This is a genomic window from Pseudomonas sp. LBUM1651 (assembly GCF_059716135.1).
This window is the reverse complement of record NZ_CP166805.1, coordinates 2,768,753-2,787,837: the sequence shown is the minus strand read 5'-3', so window position 1 is coordinate 2,787,837 and position 19,085 is coordinate 2,768,753. Positions and strand designations below refer to the sequence as shown.

Below are 19,085 nucleotides of genomic sequence, written 5' to 3'. Positions count from 1 at the left end.
TCTACGCCTGCTTCGCAGCCGAGCGGGAGCAAGCTCCCTCGCCACAAGAGCGGGCAGCCCGTCTAAACCGTGATCCGCCAAATCCCGAATGGCTGATGCGCCGGGTCGATCCGCATGAACTGGTACTTGCCGTGCCACGTCCAGCGATGACCGCTCATCAAGTCCTCGCCCTGAGTACTGGCGTCGTCGGGCAAACCCATTTCCCACAGCGGCAACTCGAAATTCGCTTCCTGAACGTTATGCGGATCGAGGCTGACGGCGACCAGAATGAAGTTGCTGCCATCCTCGCTGCGCTTGCCGAAATACAGGATGTTGTCGTTCCAGACGTTGTAGACCTTCAGGCCCAGATGCGTTTGCAAGGCAGGGTTTTGCCGGCGAATGCGGTTGAGCTGGGCGATCTCGGCAATGATGTTGCCCGGCGCATTGAAGTCCCTGGGGCGGATTTCGTACTTCTCGGAGTTGAGGTATTCCTCCTTCCCCGGCACCGGCGCGGCTTCACAGAGTTCGAAACCTGAATACATGCCCCACAGCCCGGAGCCCATGGTCGCCAGAGCCGCACGGATCAGAAAACCGGCGCGCCCGGACTCATGCAGAAACGCCGGATTGATGTCCGGTGTATTGACGAAGAAGTTCGGCCGATAGCATTCGCGCCACGGCGACTCGTTGAGCTCGGTGAAATAGGTCGAGAGTTCGTACTTGGTGTTGCGCCACGTGAAGTAGGTGTAGCTCTGCGAATAACCGACCTTGCCCAGGCGCGCCATCATCGCCGGCGTGGTGAACGCTTCGGCAAGGAAGATCACTTCCGGGTACAACGCGCGCACATCAGCGATCAGCCACTGCCAGAACGGCAGCGGCTTGGTGTGCGGGTTGTCGACGCGAAAGATCTTCACGCCCTCTTCGACCCAACCCACCACAATGTCGCGCAGTTCGACCCAGAGGCTGGGAATCGCCTCGACGGCATAGAAATCGACGTTGACGATGTCCTGGTATTTCTTCGGCGGGTTCTCGGCATATTTGATCGTGCCGTCTGGTCGCCAGTTGAACCAGCCTGGATGCTGCTTGAGCCACGGGTGATCCTGGGAACACTGGATGGCAAAGTCAAGAGCGATTTCCAGGCCATGGTCAGCTGCTGCGGCCACCAGTCGACGGAAGTCTTCGCGGGAGCCCAGTTCCGAGTGGATCGCTTCATGTCCGCCCTCTTCGCTGCCGATGGCATACGGGCTGCCCGGATCGTCAGGGCCGGCGGTGAGGGAATTGTTCGGGCCTTTGCGATAGCTGCGACCGATCGGGTGGATCGGCGGAAAATACAGCACGTCGAAACCCATGTCCTGAATCATCGGCAGCCGCGAATGCACGTCGTTAAAGGTGCCGTGACGGGCCGGGTCATCGGTGATCGAGCGCGGAAACAACTCATACCAACTGGCGAACTGCGCGATCTCACGTTCGACGTCCAGCGGATACTCGGGGCTGAGGCTCAAATAGGCGCGGTGATCGGCCTGAGCCATCAGATCGGCGCTACGCTGGTGCAGAAACAGCGCCACCTGCTCGATTTCGAGCAACCCGGCCAGTTCATGGTGCAACGCTGCCAGGTTTTCACTCAGTTGGCCTTCGGTGCGTTCGGCCGCCTGTTGAACAAGGGTGCGACCCTCCTGCAACTCAAGACTGACGGGCACACGGGCGGAGTGCTTCTTCTCCAGCTCATAGCAGAAGCTGGCGAACTGATCGATCCAGGCCTCGATGCAGAACACATAACGGCCCTGACGCTCGACGCGGAACTGGCCTTGATAACCGTTATTGCCCAGCTCACCCATGACTTCGCTTTGCCAGGTGTCGTCGTCGGCAGCACGCCAGCGAGCCCGGACGGCCAGTTTGTCGTGCCCGTCGGCGAAGACTTTGCTCGTGACCACCACGTCCTGTCCCACCACCGCTTTAACGGCAAATTGCCCGTTATCGAGGGTCGGCATGGTGTTTTCAATGGCGATACGCGGTAGCAGTAGAGCCTGCGACAGCGGCATATGAGGGTTGTAGTTCAGCTCTGTCGGTTTTTCGGCAGTCATCGAGCATCTCTCCTTTACGCCCCATGGACGCTCTTGTGCAGGGTCGTCATTCGCGCAAAGCCATCGGCCCCGGAATGAACTCACTTAGGTTCCGAGCGACAGGCCTCGGTAAAGTTCACGTGGATTTGCCCGCATCTGCGGTGGAATCATTTCCTGTGCAAAGGGGTCAATCCACTTAAGCACGACTTGCGCCATCTGCCACTGGAGGCTTCAACGATGAGTATTCCAATCCCGGCCGAAACACCCGATCCGAACATCGACAGCCCGACGATTCCGCCAACCGAGCCTGCGCCAGTGCCCGAGCAGGAGCCGCCGGGCACTACCCCACCACCGCGGGAAGATCCGCCGGAAACCATGCCGCCGGTGATCGTCAGCCCCTGAACTGTTCCGTCCTCTGTAGGAGCGAGCTTGCTCGCGATAAACCAGAGAACGCCTCGGCGTATCAGGCTCGCAGCGTTATCGTTGCAGACCTTCGCGTGCAAGCTCGCTCCTACACGGGGTCTTTGTCTTTATCGAGCATCTTCACAATCCTCGGCATCACACTAAAGATCGCCAACGCCAGCAACGTACTGAACACCGCCGTCGCTTCACGCCCCAACCCGGCCGAAACACCAATGGCCGCGGTCATCCACAACCCGGCGGCGGTGGTCAGGCCTTTCACATGGCCTTCATCGCCTTCCTGGTTTTTCAGGATGGTCCCGGCGCCGAGGAAGCCGATCCCGGCGATCACCCCTTGCACTACCCGACTCATGGCATCGGCCTGGGAGCCGGACATCTGTGGCACCAGCACAAACAGCGCGGCACCGAGCGCCACCAGCATGTGCGTACGCACACCGGCGGCCTTGCCCTTTTGCTCGCGTTCAAAACCGAGAATCCCGCCCAACACGGCGGCAATCAACAGTCTTACGGTGATACGTGTCAGTTGTGAGGCGTCGCCGATGTCGGCGAACTCCGCTTGCAGCGTCACCCAAACTTCATGCCACCAGGCGTCCATGGTGCAATCCCTGTAAATGATCGATAGAGGATGGACCGCGCCGACCATTAATCGGTTGCACAGAACGATGGCCGCCGGTTGTGCCCTAACCCTGTAGAACCCGCAAAAAAAAGGACCTCTCCATGACTGTGCGCATCGAAAACCAGACCTGCTTCTTCACCACCGAGAACGGCGAAGAAATCCGCCTGTGTCCCGACGTCACCATCGTCACTGACGGCGAAAAAGCCATGTCGGCGGTGGATCTCGAAGGTCAGCGCATCTACATCACCGAAGCAGAAGCCGATGCAATGACCGTAGCAGGTGCGGTGGACGGTCGCCGGCATTTGAAGGCCACGGACAGTGATTCGGTGATTTGACTGACCCGGATCAACAACCCCTGCGGGCTCGTGTTATAGGCGCCCGCGTCCCGTTGTGGCGGGTGCATCAAGTTGTCGCAGGCTGCGGGTCAGCGCTCATCTGATCCGCTTTTTATTGCGATACCTGAGTCTGTTATGCAAACAGATCGACGCTCATAGTGACCCGGCCTGATGGAGGCTGATGAGCGAAAGACCATGAGCGAAAGAATCCCCGTCCGAACCGTAGAAAGTGCCCCGTTAGTAAACAGCTATGAGCCTTCGCGCCCAAAGATGAAGGCCAAATCCAGCGACAACCTGATTCACACCCGCAGCTTCACCGGCCTGTTCCGCACCCTGCGCATGAGCGGCGCGGGTTTTCTGTTTCTGCTGTTCTTCGGCACGGTCTGGTTGAATTGGGGCGGCCGCCAGGCGGTGCTCTGGGACCTTTCCGAAAGTAAATTCCACATCTTCGGCGCGACCTTCTGGCCCCAGGATTTCATCCTGCTGTCGGCGTTGCTGATCATTGCGGCGTTCGGCCTGTTTGCGATCACCGTGTTTGCCGGACGCGTCTGGTGCGGCTACACCTGTCCACAGAGCTCCTGGACGTGGATCTTCATGTGGTGCGAGAAGATCACCGAAGGTGAACGCAACCAGCGGATCAAGCTGCAAGCCGCGCCCTGGGGCCCGAACAAACTGATGCGCCGCGCGGCCAAGCACACCTTGTGGCTGGCGATCAGTTTGCTGACCGGCCTGACCTTCGTCGGCTACTTCACACCGATCCGCCCGTTGGCCGAAGAACTGCTGACCTTGCAGATCGGCGGTGTCAGCCTGTTCTGGGTGCTGTTCTTCACCGGTGCCACGTACATCAACGCCGGTTGGCTGCGTGAAGCGGTGTGCATGCACATGTGCCCGTATGCGCGGTTCCAGAGCGTGATGTTCGACAAAGACACCCTGACCATCTCCTACGACGTCGCCCGTGGCGAAAACCGTGGCCCGCGCAAACGTGACGTGAAACCTGCCGAAGTCGGCCTCGGGGATTGCATCGATTGCCAGCTCTGCGTGCAGGTGTGCCCGACCGGCATCGACATTCGCGATGGCCTGCAAATGGAATGCATCGGGTGCGCCGCGTGTATCGACGCCTGTGATTCGATCATGGACAAAATGGGCTACGCCCGTGGCCTGATCAGCTACACCTCGGAACACGAGTTGCAAGGTGGCAAAACCCACCTGCTGCGACCACGACTGATCGGCTACACCGCGGTGTTGCTGGTGATGATCGGCGCCCTCGCCCTGGCCCTTGTCGAGCGGCCGATGGTCTCGCTGGACGTCAGCAAGGACCGTGGCCTGTTCCGCGAAAACAGCCTGGGGCAGATCGAAAACATCTACAGCCTGAAGGTCATCAACAAGACTCAGCAACGGCAGGACTATCGTTTGACCCTGGTCGATGGCGACGGCTTCCAGCTGCAAGGCAAGACCGAACTGAGCCTGGCGCCCGGCGAGATTGTTGACGTGCCGGTGTCCGTGGCGATGACCACGGAACGGCCGAGCAGCAGTTCGCAGGGCATCGGCTTCAAGATCGTCGACAGCGATGAGCCTGAGATTTATAGCGTCGCGAACAGCCGGTTTGTTGCGCCGATGAACCGTTGATCCCTTAGACTGCGGTGCCCTGTGGCGAGGGGGGCTTGCCCCCCGTTGGGATGCGAAGCAGCCCCAAAAGCTTACGACTGCTGCGCAGCCGAACGGGGGCAAGCCCCCTCGCCACAACAGCTAATTGAACCCATTCGATTGCGGGACTTAGATGAAACGCTACGAAAAATTCGCCGATGACATCGCTGAACTGATCCGCTCCGGCGTCCTCGGCCCCGGCCAGCGCGTGCCGTCGGTGCGCTACGCCAGCCAGACCTACGGCGTCAGCCCGTCCACGGTGTTCCAAGCCTATTACCTGCTCGAACGCCGAGGCCTGATCCGCGCCCGCCCGCGCTCCGGTTATTTCGTCAACACCCACGCACCGAGCCCGTTTTCAGAGCCGGTGATCAGCAGCCAGGTCAACGAATCCACCGAAGTCGACGTCAGCGAACTGGTGTTCTCGGTGCTCGACTCGATCAAAGACCCGAACACCGTACCGTTCGGCTCGGCATTCCCCAGCCCTGCCCTGTTTCCGCTGCAACGGTTGTCCCGTTCCCTGGCCAGCGCCGCCCGGGACATGGACCCGCGCATGGTCGTCACCGACATGTCGCCGGGCAACCCGCAACTGCGCCGACAAATCGCCCTGCGTTACATGGTCGGCGGCCTGATGCTGCCCATGGAAGAACTGCTGATCACCAACGGCGCGCTGGAAGCGCTGAACCTGTGCCTGCAAGCCGTCACTGAACCCGGCGACCTGGTGGCCATCGAAGCCCCGGCGTTCTACGCCTGCCTGCAAATCCTCGAACGGTTGAAACTCAAGGCCGTGGAAATCCCCGTGCACCCGCGCGACGGTATCGACCTTGGCGTACTCGCACAAACCCTGGAACGCCACCCGATCAAGGCCTGCTGGTGCATGACCAGCTTCCAGAACCCCATGGGCGCGACCATGCCCGAGGCGAAGAAACAGGAACTGGTGGAGCTGTTGCGCTCCCACCAGGTGCCGCTGATCGAGGACGATGTCTACGCCGAGCTCTATTACGGCCAGCAAGCACCGAAACCGGCCAAGGCGTTCGATACCGAGGGGTTGGTGATGCATTGCGGCTCGTTCGCCAAAAGCCTCGCGCCTGGCTATCGCATTGGCTGGGTGGCTGCCGGGCGCTATGCGCAGAAGATTGAGCGGTTGAAGCTGATGACCTCGCTTTGCGCGTCAATGCCGGCTCAGGCGGCCATTGCCGATTATCTGCAACATGGTGGCTATGACCGGCATCTGCGCAAATTGCGTTACGCGCTGGAAGAACAGCAGAGGGCGATGCTGGCGGCGATTGCACGCTATTTTCCGGCGCAGACTCGGGTCAGTCAGCCGGCTGGCGGCTACTTTTTGTGGCTGGAACTGCCGGCGCAGATGGATTCGTTGAAATTGTTTCAGATGGCGTTGGCGCAGGGGATCAGCATTGCGCCCGGGCCGATATTTTCACCGGCGCAGCGCTTCAGGAATTGCATACGTTTGAATTACGGCAGCCCTTGGGATGAGGCTGCGGAAAAGGCGATGGAGACGTTGGGCCGGATTGTGCGTTCATTCTGAAGGTTTGATGTTGGTTGATCTGGCCTCTTCGCGAGCAGGCTCGCTCCCACAGTTGACCGCGTACCCCTGTGGGAGCGAGCCTGCTCGCGAAGGTGCCGGAACAGGCAAAGCAACTTTCAAGAACTAACGCCCGCCCCCGAGATCAACAAACGTCCCTGTCGCATAAGAAGCCTTATCCGACAACAACCACACAATCGCTTCCGCCACTTCATCCGGCCGCCCCCCACGCGCCATCGGGATCGCCGATTCCAGTTTGCTGACCCGGTCCGGATCGCCGCTTAGCGCATGGAAATCGGTGTAGATGTAACCGGGGCGCACGGCATTGACCCGAATGCCTTCGCCCGCCACTTCCTTGGACAGACCGATGGTGAACGTGTCGAGCGCGCCTTTGGATGCCGCGTAATCCACGTACTCATTTGGCGCTCCCAGGCGCGAGGCAACCGAGGATACGTTGACGATGCTGCCACCCTGTCCGCCGTGTTTCGGGGACATGCGCAGCACGGCGTGCTTGGCGCAGAGGATCGGCGCCAGGACGTTGGTTTTCAGGGTTTTGAGAATGCGGAACTCGGACATTTCGTCGACGCGGGATTTGTGCCCGACGGTGCCGGCGTTGTTGACCAGTGCGGTCACCCGGCCCAGTTCGGCGTCAACGCGGTTGAACAGCGCGATCACTTCGTCTTCGATGCTGACGTCGGAACGTACCGCGATGGCCTGGGCACCGAGGGCGCGGACTTGCTCGAGCACACGGTGCGCCGCTTCTTCGTCGGATTGATAGTTGATGCAGATCCGATAGCCCTGTTCGGCGGCCAACAAGGCTGTGGCGGCGCCGATGCCGCGGCTGCCGCCGGTGATGACGATGACTTTGTCCATGCGAGCGTTTCCCCGTTCAAGCGTTTGCAGTCGGGGCCAAGAATAACCGCCATTGGCGGGTTTTGCATGGGGTCTGTGGTGTCCTGTGGCGAGGGAGCTTGCTCCCGCTGGAGTGCGCAGCGCTCCCAACATCGGCCACCGCAGTTCTTCAGGCAAACCGAGCTGGTCGGTTTACGACTGCTGCGCAGCCGAGCGGGAGCAAGCTCCCTCGCCACAGGAGTGTGTCAACCTACCGCCAACCGCTCCCCGCGAAGAATATCGACCATGAATCGCTCCGCCGGCAGCGGATGCCCCAGCAGATAGCCCTGCAACGAGTCGCAACCGAGTTGAGTCAGGAAATCCTGCTGCACATCGGTTTCCACGCCTTCGGCGACGATGCGCAAACCCAGCGCCTGGCCAAGGGCGACGATGGCGGAAACGATGGCCGCATCGTCGCTGTCGCGTTCCAGGTCGCGGACAAAACCCCTGTCGATTTTCAGTTCGTTGGCCGGCAAGCGCTTGAGGTACATCAAACTCGAATAACCAGTACCAAAATCATCGATCGACAGGTCGACACCCATCTCCGAGAGTTCTTTAAGCACCGTCATGCTCGCATCAGCGTCGCTCATGGCGGTGGTTTCGGTTATTTCCAGGGTCAGGCTGTTAGCCGGCAAATGGTGCGTGACCAACGCCTTGGCGACGCTCTGGACCAGGCCTGCATTGCAAAACTGCAAAGCGGAGAGGTTCACCGCGATGCGCCAGTCGGTGTAGCCGAGCACGTACCATTCGCGCATCTGCCGGCAGGCTTCGTTGAGCACCCAATCGCCTATCGGAATGATCAGCCCGGTCTTCTCCGCCAGTTCGATGAATTTGTCCGGCATCAGCATGCCCTGCGTCGGATGCACCCAGCGCAACAACGCCTCGGCGCCGACTGGCCGGCCGTTGCCGGCGTCGAATTTTGGCTGGTAGTAGAGGCTGAATTGTTGCTGGTCCACGGCATTGCGCAGGTCTTGCAGCAATTGCAGCTGTTTGCGCGCGTTGCTGTTCATCGAGGCGTCGAAGAAGCTGTAGCCGTTTTTGCCCGTGCCCTTGGCGTGATACATCGCGGCGTCGGCGTTCATCAGCAGTTCTTCGGCGGTCTGGCCGTTTCCCGGATAAAGGGCAATGCCGACGCTGGCGGAGATCTGCAAATCATGTTCGGCGACGCGGAAAGAGCGCGCGATCAGCCCGACCTGCCGGGACGCGAGACTCAGTACATCATGCTCATCGGCCAGTTGCACCAGCAGCACGAACTCATCGCCGCCAATGCGCGCCAGCGTGTCCTGGCTACGCAAATCCTCACGCAGGCGCAGAGCGACTTCGCGTAGCAACTGATCACCCATATGATGGCCGAATGCATCATTGACCGGCTTGAAACCATCCAGATCGATGAACATCAAGGCAAAACAGCCACCCTGCTCCTGCACCTTCGACATGCCCTGGCCTATACGGTCAGCCAGCAACACCCGATTTGGCAGACCGGTCAGGGGGTCGTGCAGCGCCAATTGGGTGAGTTCGCGGTTGGCTTCTGTCAGCGAGCGGGCCAGACCGGCGGTGCGAGCCTCCAGGCGCGCATCGAGAATCGACGTGAGCAAGGCAATGCTCAACACCGCCATTGTAGTGATCAGCACCAGGCTGGCCAGGCCCTTGCCGCTCAAACCGCTGACCGCCGCGCCACAAAAACTGCCGTCGGGAAAACCCGCGGCGGCCATGCCGGTGTAGTGCATGCCGACAATGGCAATGCCCATGATCACCGCCGCGCCGCCTCGAAACAGGCTGACATAGGGCGTGTGCCGGCGCAGGCGGAAGGCGATCCATAACGCAGCGCCCGACGCGCCGACGGCGATGAGCAGAGAGACACCGAACAGTGTGGGGTCGTAATCGATGCCCGGCTGCATGCGCATGGCGGCCATGCCGGTGTAGTGCATGGCGCTGATGCCCGCGCCCATCACCAGCGCTCCGAACGCCAGTTGCCAGCTCGGCAGTTGTGGCTGGCTGACCAGCCACAGGGCAAAGCCGCAGGACAGGATCGCGGTCAGCAGCGACAGGGCCGTCAGGGTGGCGTCGTAGCCGAGGTCAATCGGCAGTTCAAACGCGAGCATGCCGATGAAATGCATCGACCACACGCCGATGCCCATCGCCAAAGCGCCGCCGGCCGTCCAAAAATGCACCGCACGGCCTTTGGCAGTGGTGATGCGCCCGGTCATGTCGAGCGCGGTGTAGGAAGCCAGAATCGCCACAAAGAGCGAAATGATAACCAGCGTAGGAGAATAACTACCGATGAGCATGGGACTTCTCGAGACTACCCGCCGTACTGCTTCCATTCTCGGGGGGCAAATCGGGCGATTGTACTGATTGCATGAAAGAACGCACTGACAAAATTAGCAAATGGCCATCAACCCGATGAAACACTTGTTTGATTGCTGGCGACTCCTCTGGATCAATGTCCGTGGACACCCCGCGGTCCTGTAGGAGCGGAGCTTGCTCGCGAAGACGGATTCACATTCAACATAGATGTCGGCTGGTACACCGCTATCGCGAGCAAGCTCGGCTCCTACAGGTCGAGCTGGCCATCCCAACCGCCACCCAACGCCGCAATCAACTGCACGCTGGCAATCAGCCGGCTCTGCAACAAGTCCAGCATGTTGCGTTCGTTGTTCAGCGCCGTGGCTTGCACCACCACCACATCCAGATAAGCGATCAACCCGGCCTTGTACTGATTCCGGGTCAGGCGCAAGGACTCGCGCGCCGCGTCCAGGGCCTGCTGACGCACGGCCGATTCGTTCTCCAGGACCTTGAGCTGGACCAGATAATTTTCCACCTCGCGGAAGCCGTCGAGCACGGTCTGGCGGTACTTGGCGACGGTCTCGTCATAGGCCGCTTCGCTACGGTCGACTTCGGCGGACCGTTGTCCGCCGTCAAACAAGGTCATCGCCAGTTGCGGACCGACCGACCAGAAGCGGTTCGGCACGCTGATCCAGTTGGACGACGTGCTGCTGCTGTAACCGCCGTTCAGGCTCAGTGTCAGATCAGGGTAGTAAGCCGCCTTGGCCACGCCGATGTTGGCGTTGGCCGCCATCACCGAACGTTCGGCGGAGGCGATGTCCGGGCGGCGCTCCAGTAATTGCGAAGGCAGGTTCAGTGGCACCTCAGGCAAGACCGGGATGTTCTGGGTTTCCGCGAGGCTGAACTCGGCCGGCGGCAGCCCGATCAGTACGGCGATGGCGTTCTCGAACTGGGCACGCTGCCAGATCAGATCGACCAGGTCGGCCTCGGTGCTCTTGAGCTGAGTGGTGGCCTGAGCCACCGCGTCCTTGCCGGAAACACCGGCGCGGTACTGGTTTTCGGTCATTTTCAGCGAGCGCTGATAGGCCTCGACCGTTGCTTGCAGCAGACGTTTCTGCTCATCGATCACGCGCAATTGCAGGTAGTTCTGCACCAGTTCCGACTGTTGGCTCAGGCGCATCGCCGCGAGATCGGCAAAACTCGCCTCGGCATTGGCGGTGTCGGCTTCCAGCCCGCGGCGCAGCTTGCCCCAGACGTCGGCCTCCCAACTGACCCCAGCCTGTGCGGTATAGGTGTCGCGGATACCACTGGAGGAACTGGTCAGGCTCGAACTGCTGCTGCCGGTGCCCTGGCTGGAGCGGTTTTTCCCGACGGTCAGGTCCACGGTCGGAAAAAACGCACCGCGGGCACTGCGCACCAGGGCCTGGGCTTGACGGTATTGGGCTTCGGACTGGGCAACCGTCTGGTTGGCGCTGTTGAGTTTCTCGATCAGACCGTTCAGTTGTTCATCGCCATACAACTCCCACCAGGCACCGCGAGCCAGGGAATCACTTGGATTGGCCTGACGCCAACCGGCCGCTTCCTTGTACTGCACCGGCGCGGCGGTTTGCGGGCGCTGGTAATCCGGGCCGACGGCGCAGGCGCTGAGCAACGCCACGCACAGCGACAGGCTCAACAAACGCAAGCCTCGGGCTGTAATCAGCGGTGCAGACAGGTTGATAAGCGAACGGTCAGTCATAGCGGAGTTTCCAGAGCAGCATCGGTACGCACCCCACGCCAGTGGTTGAAGCGATGGCGCAGTTTGTCGAGATAGAGGTAAACCACCGGGGTGGTGTAAAGGGTCAGCACCTGACTGAAAATCAGCCCGCCGATGATGGTCAGGCCCAGTGGCTGACGCATTTCCGCACCTTCGGCGCGGCTCAGCAGCAACGGCAACGCACCGAGGATGGCCGCCAGGGTCGTCATCAGAATCGGTCTCAGACGTTGCAGGCAGGCGCTGCGTATCGACTCCAGCGGTTCAAGGCCCTGATGTCGTTCGAGTTGCAATGCGAGGTCGATCATCAGAATGGCGTTTTTCTTCACCACACCGATCAGCAAAAACAGCCCGAGCAACGAGATCAGGCTGAATTCACCGCCCAACGCATAGATCGACAGCAACGCGCCGACCCCGGCCGACGGCAAGGTCGAGAGTATGGTCAGCGGATGGATGTAGCTTTCATACAACACGCCCAGCACCAGATACACCGCCACCAACGCGCCAAGAATCATCCACGGCTGGCTCTTCTGCGTCGCGGCGAAGGCGTCGGCGGTGCCGGCCATTTTCGCGATCACGTCTTCCGGCATGCCGAGCCGGGCAATCGCCCGCTCGATGGCCGCCGTGCCCTGCTCCACCGTCACGCCTTCGGCCATGTCGAAGGAAATGCTCTCGGAGGCGAACTGGCCTTCGTGGCTGACGCGATCATCTTCCAGGCTGTTTTCGTAATGGGCGATGGTCGACAGTGGAATTCGCGCGCCATCGGCGGTGATCACCTGAACCTGCTTGAGGGTGATCGGGTCCTGGGCGTACTTCGGATTGACCTCCATGACGACCTGATACTGGTTGAGGCTGTCGTAGATGGTCGAAATCTGTCGCTGGCTGTAGGCGTTGTTCAGGACGGCGGTGACCATGTCCATGTCGACCCCCAGGCGTTTGGCCTGATCGCGATCGACGATCAGGGTCACCTGCTGCGCGCCGCGTCCTTCACGGGCGTCAATGGCGGTCAGCTCGGGCAACGCCTTGAGCGCGGTCACCACTTTCGGATACCACTGGCGCAACTCGCCCAGGTCGGCGCTTTGCAGGATGTAGGAATACTGCGAGGTGGTCTGCTCGCGGCCGCCGCCAAATTGCAGGTCCTGATCCGCCATCAGCATCAACTGTGCGCCGGCGACCTTGGGCATTTCCTTGCGCAGGCGCTCGATGACTTTTTGCGCGGAAACGCCCCGCTCCTTGATCGGTTTCAGGCGCACCAGCATGAAGGCGTTGTTGGTACCGTTGGTACCGCCGATGAAGCCGGCGACGCTTTCCACCGCTTCATCCTTGAGTACGGCGCGGCGGAAGATTTCCATTTTCGGTTGCATCACTGTGAACGACAGACCGTCGTCGCCGCGCACAAAGCCGATCAGTTGACCGGTGTCCTGTTGCGGCATAAAGGTCTTAGGAACAACCACATACAGCGCAATGTTAACGCCAACTGTCACGATCAGGCTGAGCAAGGTCAACCGACGGTGACGCAACACCCAGTCCAGGCTGGTGGCGTATTTGCCGACCATCCACTCGTTGGCGCGCTGGCTCCAGCGTTGCAGGCGGTTTTCCTCACCCGGCGTATGCGGCTTGAGCCAACGGGCGCACAGCATCGGTGTCAGGGTCAGCGAGACCACCAGCGACACCACGATGGACGCCGCCAGCGTAATGGAAAACTCACGGAACAGGCTTTCGATAATCCCGCCCATGAACAGGATCGACAGGAAAACCGCCACCAGCGAGACGTTCATCGACAGCAGCGTAAAACCGACTTCCTGCGCCCCGAGGTAAGCGGCCTTCATTGGCGGAACGCCTTCGTCGATGTGCCGGGTGATGTTCTCCAGCACCACGATGGCATCGTCCACCACCAGCCCGGTGGCCAGGATCAGCGCCATCAGCGACAGGTTGTTCAGCGAAAACCCGTACAGGTACATCACCGCGAAGGTGCCCACCAGCGACACCGGCACCGCGAGGGTCGGAATCAGCGAGGCACGGAAGTTACCGAGAAACAGGAACACCACCAGAATCACCAGCGCCACGGCGATCAGCAGGGTCATTTCCGCTTCGTGCAGGGTTGCCTTGATCACCGGCGAGCGGTCCATGGCCAGGTTCAGCTTGACGCTGGCCGGCAGCACGGCTTGCAAGGCCGGGAGCTGGGCCTTGATCTCGTTGACCGTCTCGATGATGTTGGCGCCGGCCTGACGGTTGATCACCAACAGCACCGCCGCGTCATCGTTGAAGAAACCGCTGTTGTAACGGTCCTCGACGCCGTCGCTGACTTTCGCCACATCTTTCAGGCGCAGGGCCGCGCCGTCCGCGTAGTGAATGATCAGCGACTCGTAATCCTTGGCTTTTTCCAGCTGATCGTTGGCCTGAACCTGCCACAACCGTTGGCCGTCTTCGACCGAGCCTTTCGGCCGGCGCACGTTGGCATTGGCGATGGTGTTGCGCACATCGTCCAGCGCCACGCCGTACTGGTTGAGCGCCTGGGGTTCGAGTTCGATGCGCACTGCCGGCAGAGAGCTGCCGCCGATCTGCACTTCACCCACGCCCTGCACCTGGGACAGGCTCTGGGACAGGATCGTCGAGGCCAAATCGTAAAGCTGGCCCTTTTCCAGCACGTCCGAGGTTAGCGACAGCACCATGATCGGTGCCTGGGACGGGTTGACCTTCTTGTAGGTCGGCATGCTGCGCATCCCGCTTGGCAGCAGGTTACGCGAGGCATTGATCGCCGCCTGCACTTCCCGCGCCGCGCCGTTGATGTCGCGGTCGAGGTCGAATTGCAGAATCACCCGGGTCGAGCCCTGGCTGGAACGGCTGCTCATGGTGTTGACCCCGGCGATGGCGCCGAAGGAGCGTTCGAGCGGTGTAGCCACGGTCGAGGCCATCACCTCGGGGCTCGCGCCCGGCAGACTGGCCTGGACCACGATCACCGGGAAGTCCATTTGCGGCAGCGGTGACACCGGCAGCAAACCGAAGCTCACCCCGCCCAGCAGCATGATCGCCAGGCTCAGCAACATCGTTGCGACCGGGCGCTTGATGAAAGGTCCGGAGAGGTTCATGGCTGTTCGACCACTTCCACGGGCTCGGACTGACGGCCCCAGCGCCGACCGAGGCGGTCGAAGTACAGGTAAATCACCGGCGTGGTGAACAAGGTCAGCACCTGGCTGACCAACAAACCACCGACCATCACCAGACCCAACGGCTGACGCAGCTCAGCGCCGGAACCGGTGGCCAGCATCAACGGCACTGCACCGAACAACGCCGCCAGCGTGGTCATCAGGATCGGCCGGAAACGCAGCAGCGCCGCCTGATAGATCGCCGTCTCCGGGTCCATGCCCTGATTGCGCTCGGCGTCGAGGGCGAAGTCGATCATCATGATCGCGTTCTTCTTCACGATACCGATCAGCAGGATGATGCCGATGATCGCGATCATCCCCAGGTCATTGCCACTCAACAGCAACGCCAGCAAGGCACCGACCGCCGCGGACGGCAAGGTCGAGAGAATGGTAATCGGGTGGATGTAGCTCTCGTAGAGCACGCCGAGCACGATGTACATGGTCACCACCGCCGCCAGAATCAGCAGCAACGTGCTCGACAACGACGCCTGGAACGCTTCGGCCGCGCCCTGGAACTGGGTCTGCACGCCAATCGGCATGCCGATGTCTTTCTGCACCTGCTCGATGATTTCCACCGCATGCCCCAGCGCCACGCCGGGCGCGAGGTTGAAGGACATCATCACCGCCGGGAACTGGCCGATATGAGTGATCGCCAGTTGCGCCTGACGCTCCTCGATATGCGCCAGGCTGGACAGGCGCACTTGCCCGCCATCGGTGGTCTTGACGTGAATCTGGTTCAGCGCATCCGGGCCGATTTTCTCGCCGGCCTGCGATTGCAGTACCACGCGGTACTGGCTGGCCTGGGTGTAGATGGTGGAAATCTGCCGCTGACCGAAGGCGTCATACAGCGCGTCGGTAATGTTCGACACCGACACCCCGACCCGCGACGCCGCATCGCGGTCGATCACCAGATAAACCTGCAAGCCTTTGTCCTGCAAATCACTGGCGACGTCGGTCAGTTCCGGCCGTTGGGCCAGTGCTTCGACCAGCCGACCGCTCCACAGGCTGAGCAGCTCGGAGTCCGGCGATGACATGCTGAATTGGTACTGAGTGCGACTGACCCGGTCTTCGATGGTCAGGTCCTGCACCGGTTGCATGAACAGGCGAATGCCGACCAGCTTGTCCAGTTCCGGTTGCAGGCGGGTGATGACCTCGGTAGCGCTCAAGTCACGATTGCTGTGGGATTTGAGGTTGATCAGCAGGCGACCGCTGTTGAGCGTCGAGTTGTCGCCATCGACACCAATATAGGACGACAGGCTCTCGACGGCCGGGTCCGCCAGAATCACCTTGGCCAGTTCCTGTTGCCGCTCACTCATCGCCGCAAAGGAAATCGACTGCGGCGCCTCGGAAATGCCCTGAATAACGCCAGTGTCTTGCACCGGGAAGAAGCCCTTCGGCACGACCATGTAAAGGAACACGGTCAGCGCCAGGGTGCCGATCGCTACCAGCAATGTGAGCGGTTGATGCTTGAGAACCCACTTTAACTTGCGCCCGTAAGCCGCGATCATCCAATCAATTGTTGCGCCGCTGGCCCGGTAGAAACGGCCCTGCTCTTCTTCCTTGGGTTCACGCTTGAGCAGCCGCGCGCACATCATCGGTGTCAGGGTCAACGACACGACCAGGGAAATCAGGATCGCCACCGCCAACGTGATCGCAAACTCGCGGAACAGGCGCCCCACCACGTCGGCCATGAACAGCAACGGGATCAGTACGGCGATCAGCGACAAGGTCAGGGAAATCAGGGTGAAGCCAATCTGTTTGGCGCCCTTGAGCGCAGCGTTCAACGGGCTGTCACCCTCTTCGATGAATCGGGAAATGTTCTCCAGCATGACGATCGCATCGTCCACCACGAAACCGGTAGCGATGGTCAGGGCCATCAGGGTCAGGTTATTGACCGAAAAACCGGCGAGGTACATCACGCCGAAGGTGCCGATCAACGACAGCGGCACGGCCACAGAAGGAATGATCGTGGCACTGGCGCGCCGCAGGAACAGGAACGTCACCATCACGACCAGCGCAATGGCAATCAGCAATTCGTGTTGCACGTCGGTGACGGACGCGCGGATGGTCTGGGTTCGGTCGGTCAGCACGGTGACGTCGAGGCCGGCCGGCAGGTTATCCGTGATACTCGGCAGCAAGGCCTTGATCCGATCGACCACTTCGATGACGTTGGCGCCGGGCTGGCGCTGGATGTTCAGCAACACGGCCTGGTTTTCATTGGCCCATGCCGCCAGGCGTTCGTTCTCCGCCCCATCGACGATTTCCGCCACGTCCTTGAGCCGCAATGGCGCACCGTTGGCGTAGGCCAGGATCAGGTTGGCGTAATCCTTGGGCGAGGTCAGTTGATCGTTTGCATCGAGCATCGAGACCCGGGTCGGGCCGTCGAAGTTGCCCTTGGGCTGGTTGACGTTGGACGCACCGATCAGGGTGCGCACGTCGGACAGGTTCAAACCGTTGGCTGCGAGGGCTTCGGGGTTGACCTTGATCCGTACTGCCTGACGTTGACCGCCGGCAATACTGACCATGCCGACGCCGCTGATCTGGGCGATTTTCTGCGCCATTCGTGTATCGACCAGGTCATTGAGCTTGGGCAGCAACATGGTCTTGGACGTGATCGCCAGGGTCAGCACCGGGGTGTCCGCCGGGTTGACCTTGTTGTACACCGGCGGCGCGGGCAGGTCCTTGGGCAGCAAATTGGTCGCGGCGTTGATCGCGGCCTGCACTTGCTGCTCGGCAACGTCCATGTTGATGTCGAGGCTGAACCGCAGGGTCAGCACCGAAGCGCCACCGGAACTGGTCGAGGCCATCTGGGTCAGGCCGGGCATCTGCCCGAACTGACGTTCGAGCGGCGCGGTCACGGCGCTGGTCATGACGTCCGGGCTGGCACCGGGATAGAGGGTCATCACGCGAATGGTCGGGTAATCGACCTGGGGCAAGGCCGACACCGGCAGCAGCCGATAGGCGATCACACCGGCCAGAATAATGGCCAGCATGCTCAGGGTCGTGGCGACCGGGCGAAGGATGAACAGCCGCGAGATGTTCATGCGCCGCCCTTTTTCGCCTTGTCGGTGGTGGCCGGCTCAGTCGCGTTGGTCGCCGATTTGCCCTGCAGGTGCCCGGTCGGGGTGGTCGGCACGTCCTTGGTGTCATTGACCACTTCTACTTCGCTGCCTTCCTTCAGGCGGTCGGTGCCCTCGAGGACCACGCGATCGCCCGCCGTCAGGCCTTCGGTGATCACGGTGTTTTCACCGTCGCTGGCACCGACCTTCAACTGACGGATCGTGACTTTCTTGTCGCCATCCATCGCATAGACGAAGGTGCCATTGGTGCCGAACTGGATAGCTGCCGACGGTGCAAGCACCACGTCCTTGAGAGTGTCGGCCAGCAGATGGACGTTGACGAACTGATTGGGGAACAGCGCCTGATCGCGGTTTTCGTAGCGTGCCTTGAATTTCAGGGTGCCAGTGGTGACGTCGATCTGGTTGTCGAGGCTCTGCAATACGCCGGTGGCTTGCATTTTGGTGTCGCCACGGTCCCAGGCTTCGGCGGGCAGTTTGGCGCCGCTGCGATAGCGGGCCAGCACCACGTCGAGGCTGTTTTCCGGCAAGGTGAAGGCAACGCTGATCGGTTGGGTCTGGGTGATGATCGCCAGCGCCGTGGTGTCATTGGCGGCAACCAGGTTGCCGACGTCGAGCTGACGCAGGCCCACACGACCGGTAATCGGCGCGCGGATTTTGGTGAATTCGAGATTTAATTTGGCGTCGTTGACCGCCGCCTGATTGGTCTTGACCGTGCCTTGGTACTGGCCGACCAGCGCTTCGGCGGTGTCCAGAGTTTGCTTGGCGATGCTGTCTTCACGGTACAGGCCGCGATAACGTTCGACATCGACTTGAGCGTTTTTCAGTTGCGCCTGATTTTGCAGCAAGGTGCCTTCGGCCTGCAGCAAGGCGTTCTGGTAAGGACGCGGGTCGATTTCTGCCAGCAGATCGCCCGCCTTGACCATCTGCCCTTCTTCGAACGACACCTTGATCAGCTCGCCGCCCACCCGGCTGCGCACATTGATGGTGTTCAACGCCGTCACGGTGCCCAGCGCCTTGTAATACAACGGGAAGTCACCCTTGACCGCCGGCGCCACGCGCACTGGAACCGGCCCGGTCGCCCCACCGAAACCCGGACGCATGCCACCCGAGCGGCCGGTGTGCCCCGCCACGGCTTTTTGTCCTGCGCCTTCTTTTGGCGCAGCGCTGCCGGGCCAGAATTTCCAGCACAGGCCAGCGATGACCAACAGGACAAGCAGGCCGAACAGCCAGCGACGGGGACTACGGGAAGCGGAGGATTGCATTGAATGATCAACCATTGGGCGCGTGGGCTTCTTCTACGGGAGGCTGAACGATAAGCACTGGCGGGTATTTAGCAAA

At 61.0% G+C, this 19,085-nt stretch carries 12 protein-coding genes; 4 read left to right on the top strand and 8 right to left on the bottom strand.

Annotation, left to right across the window (positions count from 1 at the left end):
• Positions 1 to 62: 62 nt before the first annotated feature.
• Positions 63 to 2,057 (bottom strand): alpha-1,4-glucan--maltose-1-phosphate maltosyltransferase, encoded by a 1,995-nt coding sequence (locus ACA066_RS13015; RefSeq protein WP_497699546.1) that lies wholly within the window; start codon positions 2,055 to 2,057, stop codon positions 63 to 65.
• 216 nt (positions 2,058 to 2,273) lie between these two features.
• On the opposite strand from ACA066_RS13015, the gene ACA066_RS13010 reads away from it, so the two are divergent.
• Positions 2,274 to 2,438, top strand: coding sequence for a hypothetical protein (locus ACA066_RS13010; protein WP_497699545.1), 165 nt, complete (start codon positions 2,274 to 2,276; stop codon positions 2,436 to 2,438).
• Positions 2,439 to 2,547: 109 nt separating this feature from the next.
• Here the strand turns inward: ACA066_RS13010 and ACA066_RS13005 are convergent, their stop codons facing one another.
• The gene (locus ACA066_RS13005) at positions 2,548 to 3,051 is read right to left on the bottom strand and encodes an MgtC/SapB family protein (protein WP_497699544.1); all 504 of its coding nucleotides are present in this window, start codon (positions 3,049 to 3,051) and stop codon (positions 2,548 to 2,550) included.
• A 122-nt stretch (positions 3,052 to 3,173) separates the two neighbouring features.
• On the opposite strand from ACA066_RS13005, the gene ACA066_RS13000 reads away from it, so the two are divergent.
• The 3 genes from ACA066_RS13000 to mapR all read left to right on the top strand — a co-directional run bounded on the left by ACA066_RS13000 (position 3,174) and on the right by mapR (position 6,594).
• Positions 3,174 to 3,407, top strand: a complete 234-nt coding sequence (locus ACA066_RS13000; protein ID WP_214383636.1) for a DUF3203 family protein — start codon at positions 3,174 to 3,176, stop codon at positions 3,405 to 3,407.
• A 195-nt stretch (positions 3,408 to 3,602) separates the two neighbouring features.
• Positions 3,603 to 5,033, top strand: a complete 1,431-nt coding sequence (ccoG, locus tag ACA066_RS12995; RefSeq protein ID WP_497699543.1) for a cytochrome c oxidase accessory protein CcoG — start codon at positions 3,603 to 3,605, stop codon at positions 5,031 to 5,033.
• A 151-nt stretch (positions 5,034 to 5,184) separates the two neighbouring features.
• Positions 5,185 to 6,594, top strand: coding sequence for a GntR family transcriptional regulator MpaR (mapR, locus tag ACA066_RS12990; protein WP_497699542.1), 1,410 nt, complete (start codon positions 5,185 to 5,187; stop codon positions 6,592 to 6,594).
• A 123-nt stretch (positions 6,595 to 6,717) separates the two neighbouring features.
• Here mapR and ACA066_RS12985 read toward each other — a convergent pair whose 3' ends face one another.
• The 6 genes from ACA066_RS12985 to ACA066_RS12960 form a co-directional block, all read right to left on the bottom strand.
• Entirely contained in the window at positions 6,718 to 7,464 is a 747-nt protein-coding gene (locus ACA066_RS12985) for an SDR family oxidoreductase (RefSeq protein WP_497699541.1), read from the bottom strand.
• Positions 7,465 to 7,688: 224 nt separating this feature from the next.
• Positions 7,689 to 9,770 carry a putative bifunctional diguanylate cyclase/phosphodiesterase gene (locus ACA066_RS12980; protein ID WP_497699540.1) on the bottom strand — a complete coding sequence of 694 codons (2,082 nt, stop codon included), beginning with the start codon at positions 9,768 to 9,770 and terminating at the stop codon, positions 7,689 to 7,691.
• 266 nt (positions 9,771 to 10,036) lie between these two features.
• The gene (locus ACA066_RS12975; protein ID WP_497699539.1) at positions 10,037 to 11,506 is read right to left on the bottom strand and encodes an efflux transporter outer membrane subunit; all 1,470 of its coding nucleotides are present in this window, start codon (positions 11,504 to 11,506) and stop codon (positions 10,037 to 10,039) included.
• Positions 11,503 to 14,610, bottom strand: a complete 3,108-nt coding sequence (locus ACA066_RS12970; protein WP_497699538.1) for an efflux RND transporter permease subunit — start codon at positions 14,608 to 14,610, stop codon at positions 11,503 to 11,505. Before ACA066_RS12970 ends, ACA066_RS12975 begins: the two co-directional genes overlap by 4 nt.
• Complete coding sequence (locus ACA066_RS12965) at positions 14,607 to 17,711, bottom strand: MdtB/MuxB family multidrug efflux RND transporter permease subunit (RefSeq protein WP_497699537.1); 3,105 nt, start codon at positions 17,709 to 17,711, stop codon at positions 14,607 to 14,609. The genes ACA066_RS12970 and ACA066_RS12965 overlap by 4 nt, the downstream gene beginning before the upstream one ends.
• Positions 17,708 to 19,024 (bottom strand): MdtA/MuxA family multidrug efflux RND transporter periplasmic adaptor subunit, encoded by a 1,317-nt coding sequence (locus ACA066_RS12960; protein ID WP_497699536.1) that lies wholly within the window; start codon positions 19,022 to 19,024, stop codon positions 17,708 to 17,710. Before ACA066_RS12960 ends, ACA066_RS12965 begins: the two co-directional genes overlap by 4 nt.
• Positions 19,025 to 19,085: the final 61 nt, after the last annotated feature.